At 38.1% G+C, this 12,588-nt stretch carries 10 protein-coding genes; 4 read left to right on the top strand and 6 right to left on the bottom strand.

Going from position 1 to position 12,588, the window contains the following annotated elements; all coding sequences use genetic code 11:
- Positions 1–8 precede the first annotated feature (8 nt).
- Positions 9–1,385: an undecaprenyl-phosphate galactose phosphotransferase WbaP gene (gene wbaP / locus H153_RS0102045; RefSeq protein ID WP_022846472.1), complete on the top strand. Its 1,377-nt coding sequence runs from the start codon at positions 9–11 to the stop codon at positions 1,383–1,385.
- 7 nt (positions 1,386–1,392) lie between these two features.
- Here the strand turns inward: wbaP and H153_RS0102040 are convergent, their stop codons facing one another.
- The 4 genes from H153_RS0102040 to H153_RS0102025 are packed head-to-tail and all read right to left on the bottom strand — an operon-like array spanning position 1,393 to position 5,600.
- Entirely contained in the window at positions 1,393–2,853 is a 1,461-nt protein-coding gene (locus H153_RS0102040; protein ID WP_022846471.1) for a hypothetical protein, read from the bottom strand.
- A complete protein-coding gene (locus tag H153_RS0102035; protein ID WP_022846470.1) occupies positions 2,850–4,088 on the bottom strand; it encodes an MBL fold metallo-hydrolase in 1,239 nt (412 codons plus the stop codon). The genes H153_RS0102040 and H153_RS0102035 overlap by 4 nt, the downstream gene beginning before the upstream one ends.
- Positions 4,089–4,136: 48 nt before the next feature.
- Positions 4,137–5,081, bottom strand: coding sequence for a magnesium transporter CorA family protein (locus tag H153_RS0102030; RefSeq protein WP_022846469.1), 945 nt, complete (start codon positions 5,079–5,081; stop codon positions 4,137–4,139).
- A 3-nt stretch (positions 5,082–5,084) separates the two neighbouring features.
- The gene (locus tag H153_RS0102025) at positions 5,085–5,600 is read right to left on the bottom strand and encodes a DUF2148 domain-containing protein (protein ID WP_022846468.1); all 516 of its coding nucleotides are present in this window, start codon (positions 5,598–5,600) and stop codon (positions 5,085–5,087) included.
- A gap of 123 nt (positions 5,601–5,723) precedes the next feature.
- Between H153_RS0102025 and H153_RS0102020 the strand changes: the two genes are divergently transcribed.
- The gene (locus H153_RS0102020; RefSeq protein ID WP_022846467.1) at positions 5,724–6,284 is read left to right on the top strand and encodes a hypothetical protein; all 561 of its coding nucleotides are present in this window, start codon (positions 5,724–5,726) and stop codon (positions 6,282–6,284) included.
- Positions 6,285–6,414: 130 nt separating this feature from the next.
- Here the strand turns inward: H153_RS0102020 and aspS are convergent, their stop codons facing one another.
- Both aspS and typA read right to left on the bottom strand, forming a co-directional pair.
- On the bottom strand, positions 6,415–8,202 hold the full coding sequence (gene aspS / locus H153_RS0102015; protein WP_022846466.1) for an aspartate--tRNA ligase: 1,788 nt from the start codon (positions 8,200–8,202) through the stop codon (positions 6,415–6,417).
- Between the two features lie 49 nt (positions 8,203–8,251).
- Entirely contained in the window at positions 8,252–10,072 is a 1,821-nt protein-coding gene (gene typA / locus H153_RS0102010) for a translational GTPase TypA (RefSeq protein WP_022846465.1), read from the bottom strand.
- Between the two features lie 103 nt (positions 10,073–10,175).
- On the opposite strand from typA, the gene hisC reads away from it, so the two are divergent.
- Together hisC and ahcY are read left to right on the top strand one after the other, a co-directional pair.
- Complete coding sequence (hisC, locus tag H153_RS0102005; protein WP_022846464.1) at positions 10,176–11,279, top strand: histidinol-phosphate transaminase; 1,104 nt, start codon at positions 10,176–10,178, stop codon at positions 11,277–11,279.
- A 10-nt stretch (positions 11,280–11,289) separates the two neighbouring features.
- Positions 11,290–12,549, top strand: a complete 1,260-nt coding sequence (gene ahcY / locus H153_RS0102000) for an adenosylhomocysteinase (RefSeq protein ID WP_022846463.1) — start codon at positions 11,290–11,292, stop codon at positions 12,547–12,549.
- The last annotated feature ends 39 nt before the right edge of the window (positions 12,550–12,588 follow it).

The raw sequence follows: 12,588 nt of genomic DNA, 5'->3' as shown, positions 1-12,588 counted from the left end.
AGAAAGATATGCGTAAGTATGTATCGGCCGTGATTCTGCTATTTTCTGACTTGATTGTTTTTTACGCTTCGTTATTAGCAGCGTACATTTTAAGACTCTGGCTTAGCGATAAATTCCTGCCTCATTACTATATGACTTTTGGCAAACTGCTTTCACTATGGTGGTTTCCGATAGCTTACATATTTTCTTTCTGGATTCAGGGACTTTACACTTCAAGATTTCCATTCTGGGAAGAGGTTAAAAGAATAATAAAAGCTGTAAGCTTTGCAACAATAATAATACTTTCTGTTGTGTCTCTTGGAAGGTTAAGTGAGCACGTTTCAAGAACCACAGTAGTTATCCTGTGGATGATTTCTATTCCAATATTTGCTGTTAGTAGAAAATTTCTCAAAGCATTACTATACAGACTTTCCCTGTGGAAGCAAGAAGCAACTGCTGTTGGTAACAGAGAATTCATAGATAAAATTAAAGAAATCTTTGACAAAGATCACTTTATGGGATATCACGTAAATAAAGGAATAGAAATTTCCCCGTCTAATTTCTCGTACGAAAAGGAATTATTAGATCTTGAGGCTGATACACTTATCGTTGCCATTCCGGACAGCTTTGAAGGTGATACTGAAAAGTTTCTTGCTAAAATTCATAAATCTGCCAGAAATGTTCTTTTCGTTCCTGATATTAAGGGACTGGCTTTTTTAAACTCCGAACTTTATCCTCTATTTTTTTCTGAAATGTTTCTACTGTCCGTAAAAAACAATTTAAAATACTTTACCAATAGATTTTTAAAAAGATTATTTGATTTAACTGTTTCCATCCTACTGCTACCCATTCTCCTTCCTATTATTACCATTATTGCCATATTGATAAAATTTGATTCTGAAGGCCCGGTATTTTTCGTCCATAATAGAGTAGGTAAAGATGGAAAAATAATAGGTGTAATAAAATTTAGAACTATGTATAAAGATGCCCAGCAGAGATTGGAAAAATTACTTGCCGAAAATGAAGAGATAAGGAAAGAATGGGAAACCTACTTCAAATTAAAAAACGATCCCAGAATCACAAAAGTTGGAAAATTTTTAAGAAAAACATCTCTTGATGAACTTCCTCAGATTTTCAACGTTCTTAAAGGGGATATGAGTCTCGTTGGCCCAAGGCCTGTAGTTAAGGAAGAGATAGAAAAGTACTACAAAGATTTTGCCCAATATTACTACCTTGTAAAACCAGGAATAACCGGTCTATGGCAGGTAAGCGGAAGGAGTGATACCGATTACGATAAACGTGTAAGATTGGATACCTGGTATGTACTTAACTGGTCCCTCTGGCTTGATATAATCATTCTTATAAAAACGGTTAAGGCAGTTTTGAAGAAGGAAGGTGCTTACTGACAGGTAATTATCTGATTTCCGTAGCAGTCCTGATAAACTGCCTTTCTCCCTCTGTCAATTTTTTATCCCGTATCCATGTTATTGTCAAAGGAAGAAGAATTTTAAACCATTCTTTCCCCTGAAGTTTCTCTCTGTGTCTATAACAAAAGTAGATAATATTCATCCTCGTTTTAAGCGGTAAATTCCATCTAAACGCAACTTTTTTTATGTAATTTTCCACTTCGCAAAAGAGATCTTCAGGAATTTCTATTTTCGAAAATGCGGCAATTATATAGTCTATGTAAGGTATCATTTTAGCATCTTTAAATGAAGCAATCCTCACCATCGTCAAAAGTTCATTTATAAATGTCCTCATTTCATAACTGTTCAGGTTCATTTCCGTAAGCGTCTCTATAATTTTCACACCAGTAACATCTCTCTTCCTGAAATCTTTCCTCAGTTCGAATAGCAATTCTTTGAAGCTCCTGCGTTTTACAGGTAAATCTTCTATCTCTGAATAACTCTTTCCGTTATATTTAGTTTTCATCCTGTGAAAAGAAATTCTATTCTTACAATTAATAACTTCTTTTTTAAGTAGCTCTTGAGGATTTACAATTTCTGGCGGTAAACCGAAAATCCTCTCTACTGTTTCCCTGTACAGGTTGGCAATCCTTCCTATTATTGCAATTTTTTTGATAACAGGTTTTTCTCTCTTTTCCTCTTCATAGGCGTAAAGAGCATTAACTATAGCCGATGATAAGTCTGTAATCTCTGGCGTAAATTCACCAAAGTTAACCTGTCCCGCCAAAGGAGTAAGAGCCATTTTTACTTCTTCATCACTGACTCTTCTTTGGTAGTTTTCTTCTTTAACGCAAATTTCATCACTCCGTTTAAGAAGAACTCTTGCCCCCATTGCTCTGAACTTATCAAGATATTTTCCTCTTTTTCCTTCCTTTCTCAGAGATACATTGGAAATTTTCATATCCCTCAAAAATCGGTTAAAGAGATAATTGCCGAACACGTCAATGAAGTTGAATTCTCCAATGTTGATAACCGATAAAAAATTGCCGCCAATCGATAAAGATGTCTCTCTATAACCAATATTTATTACAAGCGTTTCTTCTGTAAACAGATTAAAGTCATAAAAAATGTTTATGTCATTTTTCTTTTTACCTAAAATCGTTTTTAAGCTTTCTCTTATTATAAATGTGGGTTTTCCATAAGTATATCCAGGAAGTATTACTCTTTCTATTTTCTGATTTTTAATACCGAAAAGTGCAAATTCCAAAATATCAGAGGCATCATAATAAATATCGTTTATAAATACGTAATCTTTTTCTTTCAATGCATCAAGAAGGCCAAGTAGCTTTTTCTTCACTTCTACAGGAATAGAGTCATACGAAACGTTTACCTCTTTAAGAAAAAGATCTTTAAGTTTAAAAGTTCTTTCATCTGCGTAAGATTCAGGATACCCCAGATAAAGTCTCAAAGGTAAATAACCTCCCTATTGGCCGCATGCTCTTTGTGGTGTTTTCCAGGATAACCGTGTATTAAAATTGTTTTTTCAGGTCTGAGAATTCTTCTGATTTTTTCAAGATCTTCTCTTTTTGAATGTGCTGACAGATGATGCTTTAAAATTTCACATTTGAATTGCTTAAATTGATGGCGGTTTTTCATAAGTTTAAATCCAAAACTTTCCTCAGATAAATAACCGCTGAATATTATGCCGTTTTTCCCTCTTTTTCCTATGATTTTTGCATAGGCGTGAGAAGGTGTATTTTCCATCAACATTCCTGAAGTTGAAACAATTATGTCAGCCTCTCTTATATTTTCTTCACATGCCTCCTCAAATGACAGTCCCTCGTATCTTGGTGCCGGTTGTATGTAAAAATTGAAAAATTCCCTGTCGATATTATGTTCGTAAATGTTACATATCTCCCTGGCAAGACCATCAACGTAAACATTAACAGGAGGAATTTCACCGCTTTTTATGCCTTCCTTAATAATAGAAATTATCTCTTGTGCTCTTCCTAAAGCAAATACAGGAATAAGAATTTTTCCCTTTCTACTAAGAATACGGCTTATACTTTCCTCTAATGTTTCGCCAGAAGTTTTTTCGGTTTTTGTATAGTAATAGGTGCTTTCCATAATCAGATAGTCAATCTTTTCTTCCGGTAAAACAGCACCTTTTACTGTTATCTGGTCTTTCAACGAAATATCACCTGTATGAAACAGCGTTTTCCCTTCCCATTTCATTAAAACAGCAGCTGCACCAAGTATGTGTCCCGCAGGGTACAGAGTGATCTCAATGTTGTCTATCACTATCGATGAGAAAAAATCCTTTCTTTCTATCCTTAAAAACGCTTCGTCAAACAGTTTATATTCAGATGTTGCTTCCTCCTCTATCCCAATGTACCTAACCTTTATAGCATCTTCCACCATTACCGATAAAAGTTCTGCTGTCTCAAATGTTGTATATACGGGTGTTTCTGGATAGAAGCTAGATATTATGTGAAAAGCACCACAGTGATCTATATGAGCATGAGTTATTATTATAGCGTCAAGTTCAGGCGCAAGCGTTTTTAAAAACTCAGGATCCGGATACGGTTCTTCTGGATTAAACCTTATTCCAAAGTCTATCAGTATATTTTTTCCACCTATCATATAGAGATAGGCACTTGCACCTATCTCATTTCCGCCACCAAGAGGAATCATCATATCCATGGCAAATTAATTTAATCCCTTTGAACATTTTTGGAAGAGTACTTTCCCCTAAATCCACTGTTTCTTTCTGAAATATACCATGAAGGCCATACTCATAAGTACCATCATTCCCGTTACTATAAAAAGACCAATATGAGAATCGGCAAACGGAAGGTCAACAATGTTCATACCGTAGTATCCAGAAATCATCGTAATTGGTGCAAATACGGTCATAATGATAGTGAGAGTTTTCATTATATCGTTCAGCTTGAACTCTACAAGAGAGGAAAATACAGAGAATATATTCTGGAGCATTTCGTGAAGCGTATCTATGTGATCATAAAGCATCACAAGTTCATCAGCAAGATCCCTTAAATAGTGAATACTCTTTAGAAATCCAAAAGAAGAAAGAGAGGAGAGAAATGAACGGTAAACATCCCTTAACTGTTTAACTGTTCTCCTTAAAGAGATTATTTCAAAACTCAGATCAGATATATCTTCAAGAAGTTCTGGATTCTGCTCGCGGAAAACCTTAACTTCAATATCGTCAAGCTGTTTTTCAAGGTCAAGAGCGACCCTTTTACATCTGTCAACAATTGTACTTGAAATTAACCAAAATATCTTATCGGTCGTTATTTCTTCCGGTTCTTCTAAGAAAAGTTCTGTCTTTATTTCCTCAAACAGCTTACGGCTCCCAATGGTTACTATAAGTTCCTTTGTCCAGAATATTGAAAACTTACGTTTCCTGCTTATTCTACTATCAAAGTATATAAGAAGTACAAAAACGTAGTTTTCAAAAGTTTCCGCTTTAGGCCTGTCTTCAAAAGTGGCATCTTCAAGAGACAGCTCATTTATTTTCAGCTTCTCAAGAAGGAAATCCTCTATCTCTTCATCTAAGTTGCGAAAATGTATCCATATCGGTCGTTTTTCAATAGCACGATAGAGCTGAGCAACATCCAAAGTGTCCGTTTCAATTCCATTGTCTGTTTTAAACAAAAGCCAGCACTTTCCCATAACCTACTTCCTGTCAAAGAATATGTTTTTTCCACTTACGGACAACGGTATGCCATATCCCACTTTTATTTTTTCAGGAACAAATCCACCTTCTATTGCTGCTTTTCCAAAGGAAAACATTATTCTGTTATCTATGTGGTGTAGTGAGGCCATGGATACAGCCGAGCCAATGGCTATCCCTAAATCACCTGTTGCAAAGGCACAGTGTATCCCTCTTGAAAGCGCATCTTCACAGTTTTTTGCACCACAAAATCCACAGTTTGGCACTCTCCTTGGTGTTATAGCTGTTCCTATGAACACCACACACACTGCGTCAAAAACGTTTTCGGCATCTCTTATAAAAAAGGGAATGTTTTTTTCTCTACCTATCGTAGCCATGAGTTCTGCCACTTCATCTTTTTTTGAACCTGTAAACACCTCAACGTGTAAAAGATTAATACCTTTGCCTTTCGGTGCGGTGATTGCAGCAGCACACATCATTTCAGCTATGGATAAAACGGTTTTTGAGATAAATTCCATAAAAACCTCCATTAAAGCCTTTGTAATCAAAACTAATTATACCCTATTTGTTAATCTCCATACGATTTCACTATTAAAACAAAAAGAGTATAATATTTGTCAAATCAGGTATGGAGTGTTTTGATGGTTTTGAAAGGAAAATTTTCTTCTTATCAAGAGTTTTTCGACCTGATAAAGCTGGTTACACAGATGAAGATGACAATTAATTTATGCCTTACTCATGAAAAAGATGGAAAGCGTCTCTTCCTCTCTTTTAAAGAAGGGGCACTTGTGGCTCTCGAATGTGACTGCAAAGAGTTCGTTTTGCTGTACTTCAACTTTATGAACAACAAAATTCCTGTTGAAAGTTTTATAAAGGCAACCATATTTATGTTTCTTATAGATTTTGAAGATGTCTTTTTCGAAACAGTTACAAAAGAAAAAGAGGAAATGTTTAAGATTCAGGATTTTGAAACGTTATTTTTAGATGTAATAAGGGAAGTTGACGAGATCAGAGATTTTCCAGACAATGAAAATATTAATGTCAACGTAAAAGACTTTCACCTTGAAAGTGTGGAAGAGGTTTTGTTGCTTGGTTATCTTCTATCAGGTTACTCTCTATACCAGGCCATATTTTCAATGGGAAAAGTCAAAAAATTCTTAGATGCATACAAAAGTTTAAGGAATAAAGGAATTATATCTTAACTTAAAATGAAAAATTCCTTCACATAAACGTTTTCAGGATATTAAAATTTAAAAGCATGCTCAAATTGCAAGGCTTCCTTTTTAAAGAGGAAGCCCGATAAAATCTGATAAAAATTCAAATATTGAATAACTACTCTTCATCAACTTCAACTGATATTTTAAGATCCGCAAGCTGTTCCGGCCTAACGCTATCTGGAGCACCCGTAAGTAAACATTGCCCTCTTTGTGTTTTTGGAAACGCTATTACATCTCTTATAGATTCTTCACCTCTCATAATTGTACACAACCTATCCAGTCCAAATGCCATGCCACCGTGAGGAGGCGCACCGTAATGCAGAGCTTCTAATAAAAAGCCAAACCTATCGTGTGCTTCTTCCTCTGACAAACCTATTACTTTAAATACCTTTTTCTGAATATCCGGTCTGTGAATACGGATACTTCCCCCACCTATTTCAACACCGTTCAGCACCATATCATAAGCTCTGGCTCTTACACTTCCCGGATCCACTTCAAGCTTTTCTACGTCTTCCTCTTTAGGACTTGTAAATGGATGGTGAAGAGCTTCCCATCTGTTCTCTTCCTCATTCCACTCAAACATAGGAAAATCTGTAATCCAAAGGATATTAATCTTGCTATCATCAATAAAGCCGGCCATCTTTCCAAGTTTAAGCCTCAAGTTAGAAAGTGCGTGGTTTGTAACCTCAGCTGTATCAGCTACGAAAAAGAGAATATCGCCCGGTTCAGCTTCGAGTCTTTTCAAAATTTCATTTATTTCACCCTCGGTAAAAAACTTGACAATCGGCGATTGAAGACCGTCCGGCTGAACTTTAATCCAGGCAAGCCCTTTCGCACCATAAATTCCAACAAATTTTGTAAGTTCATCGATCTCTTTTCTTGAGAGAGAAGCACCACCTTTTAAATTTAAGGCTTTAACTATACCGCCATTTTCCGCAACCGTTCTAAAAACTTTAAAATTACAACTTTTAGCTATATCGGTAAGGTTTTTAAGTTCCAGCCCAAATCTCGTATCCGGTCTGTCCGTTCCGAATCTCTCCATAGCTTCATCGTAAGACATAACCGGAAAAGGTGTCTCGATTTCGATATCAAGTAGTTCCTTATAAACTGTTTTTATAAGCTTTTCTGCAAAGGACATTACATCTTTTTCTCTCACAAAAGACATCTCAAAATCTATCTGAGTAAATTCAGGCTGTCTATCCGCTCTTAAATCTTCATCCCTAAAGCACTTCACTATCTGAAAGTATTTATCGAATCCTGAAATCATAAGTATCTGTTTAAAAAGCTGTGGTGACTGGGGAAGAGCGTAAAACTTCCCGGGATATATTCTGCTTGGTACGAGAAAATCTCTTGCTCCTTCAGGCGTGCTCTTTGTAAGAAATGGCGTCTCTATTTCAATAAATCCCTCTTTATCAAAAACCCTTCTAACAGTCTGATAAAGTTTATGGCGAAAAATGATGTTCTCCTGCATTTTCCTTCTTCTCAGGTCAAGAAACCTATATTTAAGCCTCGTATCTTCACCTACCTTTATCTCATCTTCAACAGGGAACGGCAACGGCAAAGAACGATTAAGTACTTTTAACTCTTCAACATAAACTTCTATTTTTCCCGTTGAAATTTTGGGATTCTCCGTCCCCTCCGGTCTTCTTCTCACCTTTCCCTTTACAGCAAGAACATATTCATCCTTTATCTTCTTTGCCTTTTCTGTAAGCTCTTCGTCTATTTCGGGACTAATAACAACTTGAACCTTTCCCGTTCTATCTCTCAAATCTATAAATACAACGCCACCATGGTCTCTGGTAGAATCAACCCATCCGGCGAGGCAAACCTCTTCACCAATGTTTTTCTCATCAAGTTCACCACAGTAGTGACTTCTTTCAAAATCGCCAAAGTGATCCAACATCACGATACCTCTCTTACGAAAATTTTTCAGCGCTAATTATACTCTTTATTCAACTCTCTCCCAACCTGACTGTTGATTTCGCCATTCTTTTTCTCTCGCTTATATCAAGGTACCTTTTCCGGATTCTGATGCTCTCAGGCGTAACTTCCACAAGTTCGTCCTCTTCTATCCACTCAAGGGCCTTTTCCAGTGTCATTTCAGCCGGCGGAACAAGTTTTATCGCATCGTCACTTCCAGCAGCCCTAACGTTAGTTAACTTCTTCCCTTTTATAGGATTCACATCTATATCACCACTCCGATTATGTTCACCAATTACCATTCCTGCATAAACTTTGTCTCCGGGCTTAACAAACAGTTTTCCCCTCTCCTGAAGGTTGTAGAGAGCGTAACCGGCCGCCTCACCATTGGCCATTGAAACCATCGCACCGTTTCCACGTCTGTAAGGAATGCCTCTAAACTCCCTATATTCAAGGAAAGAACTGTTCATTATCCCTTCACCTTTTGTATCGGTTAAAAACTCGCTTCTGTAGCCGATAAGGCCTCTTGAGGGAATCTCAAACTCTATCCTTGTTCTTCCATTTCCCATAGGCATCATGGTAACCATTTCAGCCTTTCTCTTCCCAAGCTTTTCTATAACCGTCCCCACAAAATCATCCGGAACATCAACAACAAGAAGTTCAAAGGGTTCAAGATGCTTTCCGTTTTCTTCTTTAACAATAACCTGTGGTCTGCTTATGGAAAATTCGTAACCTTCTCTCCTCAGATTTTCGGCAAGAATACATATCTGAAGTTCTCCCCTTCCTGAAACCCTGAACTTACCCTCACCTATTTCCTCAAACTTCATGGCGATGTTTGTTCTTGCCTCTTTCACAAGACGATCTTTAAGCTTTGTTGCAGTAACGTACTTACCTTCCGTTCCAGAAAGTGGTGAATCGTTCACACTCAGGTAAACGCTAAGTGTTGGTTCCTCTATATGCAGAGGCTCAAGAGGTTCGGGGTGTTCAACATCCGCCACGGTATCACCGATATCAATTGTGTCAAAACCGGCGAAAGCAACAATATCACCACATACAGCCTCATCTATCTCAATCCTTTCAAGTCCTTTAAAACCAATAAGCTTTGTAATCCTTCCATTCATGGTCTCGCCATTCTTTTTAAGCAGCAAAACGTTTTGTCCTTTTTTAACCCTTCCGTTAAAAATCCTTGCTATTGCTATCCTTCCAACATAGTTATCGTAATCAAGCGTAAAAGCCTGCATCTGGAGAGGAGCATCTTCGCTTCCGGAAGGTGCTGGAACGTGAGAAATTATCGTTTCAAAAAGAGGTTTAAGGTCAAGATTGTCATCACCTAAATCATACTTTGCATAACCGTCTCTTGCGGCAGCGTAAAGCACTGGAAAATCAAGCTGTTCATCAGTGGCATCCAAATTGACAAAAAGGTCAAAAACCTCATCAACAACCCTATCAGGTTCTGCTGCCGGTTTATCTATTTTATTAACAACAACTATCGGTTTAAGCCCAAGAGAAAGAGCTTTTTTAACGACAAATTTCGTCTGAGGCATAACTCCTTCCTGTGCATCTACAAGGAGGAGAACGCCATCAACCATTTTTAAAACACGTTCAACTTCTCCGCCAAAATCTGAGTGTCCCGGCGTGTCAATGATATTTATCTTGTAATCACCGTAGTAGATAGCCGTGTTTTTTGAAAGGATAGTTATTCCCCTCTCTTTCTCTATGTCATTGCTATCCATTACCCTTTCGCCAAAATCCTTTCTCTCGTTTAAAGTACCACTCTGTTTTAAAAGTTCATCAACCAGAGTGGTTTTTCCATGATCAACGTGAGCTATAACAGCAATATTCCTTATTTCCATCGTTTCACCTCTTTATGGTTTAGACGGCTAAATATACCCGGAAAAAGTAAGAAGTCAAATAGTATAATTTCCCAATAATCAGACCAAAAACAGGGAGAGAGAAATGTTTGAACTACCAAAACACATAAAAGAAGTACACGTTTATGAACCGGGAAAACCTATCGAAGAACTTGAAAAAGAGTTAGGAATAAAAAACATCGTAAAACTTGCCTCAAATGAAAACCCTTTAGGCCCTTCACCAAAAGGCGTTCAGGCTATAATTGAAGACCTTAAGAACCTGAACCGTTATCCTGACGGAAACTCTTACTACCTTAAAAAGGCACTGGCACAGCACCTAAACGTGAAACCTGAAAACATTTTCGTCGGGCTTGGCTCAAATGAGGCGTTAGATATCATCTCAAGAGCTTACCTTCGCCCTGGAAAAAATGCCGTTTATAGTGAAAAGTCTTTCGCAGTCTATCCGATAGTTGTTCAACTTGCCGGTGCACAGCATAAAGTTGTCAAGGCAAAAGACAATTACTACATGGATTTAAAAGCCCACCTTGACGCTATAGACGAAAACACCGCTGTTGTTTTTCTTGCAAACCCAAACAACCCAACAGGAACTGCATTCACAAAGAAAGAGTTTGAAGAATTTTTGAAGGAATTTCCTGATGATGTTCTTTTAGTCCTCGACGAAGCTTACTATGAGTACGCCGTTGGTGCTGGACTTGATGTCGAAAACGGCGTTGAGTACATCTACGACAAAAACATCTTAGTAACGCGAACCTTTTCAAAGATATACGGCCTTGCAGGACTGAGACTTGGTTACGGGGTTGCAAAAGAAGAGATAATAGCGGACATGAACAGAATAAGACAGCCATTTAATATTACCAGGCCTTCTCAGATTGCAGGCGTAGCGGCATTAGAAGACAAAATGTTTATAAAACAGTCCCAGGTTGTTAACGAAGAAGGAAAAAAGTACCTCTATAAAGAATTTGAAAAGTTGGGATTAAATTATGTTCCCACATATGCAAACTTTATTTTGGTAGACGTTGGACTTCCTACAAGGGAAGTATTCAGAAGGCTTCTTGAAAAAGGTGTAATTGTGAGGGCAATGGACGGTTACGGTTTCCCAACCTGTATAAGGGTAACCATCGGAACAATGAAAGAAAACATCATGTTCATTGATAAACTTAAAGAAGTCCTTGAAGAGATGAAAAAATAAGGGGGAAACGATGGAATATCACGTAAAGGATCTTTCACTTGCAGACAAAGGAAGGGACAGAATAGAGTGGGCAGAGATGGACATGCCCGTTCTAAGGAAAGAAATAAGAGAACGCTTTATAAAAGAGCAGCCCCTTAAAGGGATAAAGCTTGGTGTGTGCCTTCACGTTACAACAGAAACGGCAAACCTTGTGAGAACACTCAAAGAGGGCGGCGCTGAAGTTTACCTCTGTGCCTGCAATCCGCTTTCCACCCAGGACGACGTTGCAGCAGCTCTTGTTAAATATTATGACATTCCCGTTTTTGCCATAAAAGGTGAAGACGAAAAGACCTACTACGACCACATAAAAACGGTTATCTCAAAAGAACCTGACATAACAATGGATGACGGTGCTGATCTTGTCTCAACGCTCCATAAAGAACACCCGGAACTCCTCGAAAAGGTAATGGGCGGCACAGAAGAAACAACAACAGGTGTAATAAGGCTAAAAGCAATGGCAAAAGACGGCGTTCTAAAATATCCCGTGATAGCGGTAAACGAAGCGCTTACAAAGCACCTCTTCGACAATAGATACGGAACAGGACAGTCAACCATAGACGGTATTCTTAGAGCCACAAACAGATTGCTTGCAGGTTCTGTTTTTGTCGTTGCAGGTTATGGCTGGTGTGGAAGAGGTCTTGCCATGAGGGCCGCCGGTATGGGAGCGGAAGTCATAGTAACAGAAGTAGATCCAATAAAAGCGATAGAAGCAAGAATGGACGGATTCAGAGTTATGCCGATGGCAGAAGCGGCAAAGTTAGGAGATATTTTCTGCACGGTGACAGGAAACATACATGTAATAAGAGAAGAGCACTTTAACGTTATGAAAGATGGTGCAATCGTCTCAAACTCAGGGCACTTTAACGTTGAAATAGATGTTGCTGCCCTTGAAAAGATAGCTGTTAAAAAAAGAAGAATCAGAGATTTCGTTGACGAATACACAATGATTGACGGAAGACGTATCTACCTTCTTGGCGAAGGAAGGCTCATTAACCTTGCTGCAGCGGAGGGACATCCTGCATCTGTCATGGATATGAGTTTTGCAAACCAGGCACTATCGGCAGAGTATATTGTGAAAGAAGGTAAAAACCTCAAACCTGACGTTTACGTCGTCCCGGGACACATCGATAACAAGGTTGCCGAGTTAAAACTCAAAGCAATGGGCATAGAGATAGATAAACTCACGCCTGAACAGATAGAGTACCTCAATTCCTGGGACGTGGGAACCTGATTTTTTAAAATGTTAAAATGTAGTTAAATCCTTATATGG

The sequence above is a fragment of the Desulfurobacterium sp. TC5-1 genome, from assembly GCF_000421485.1.
GTDB lineage: Bacteria > Aquificota > Aquificia > Desulfurobacteriales > Desulfurobacteriaceae > Desulfurobacterium_A.
This window is presented reverse-complemented; position numbering and strand designations above follow the sequence as displayed.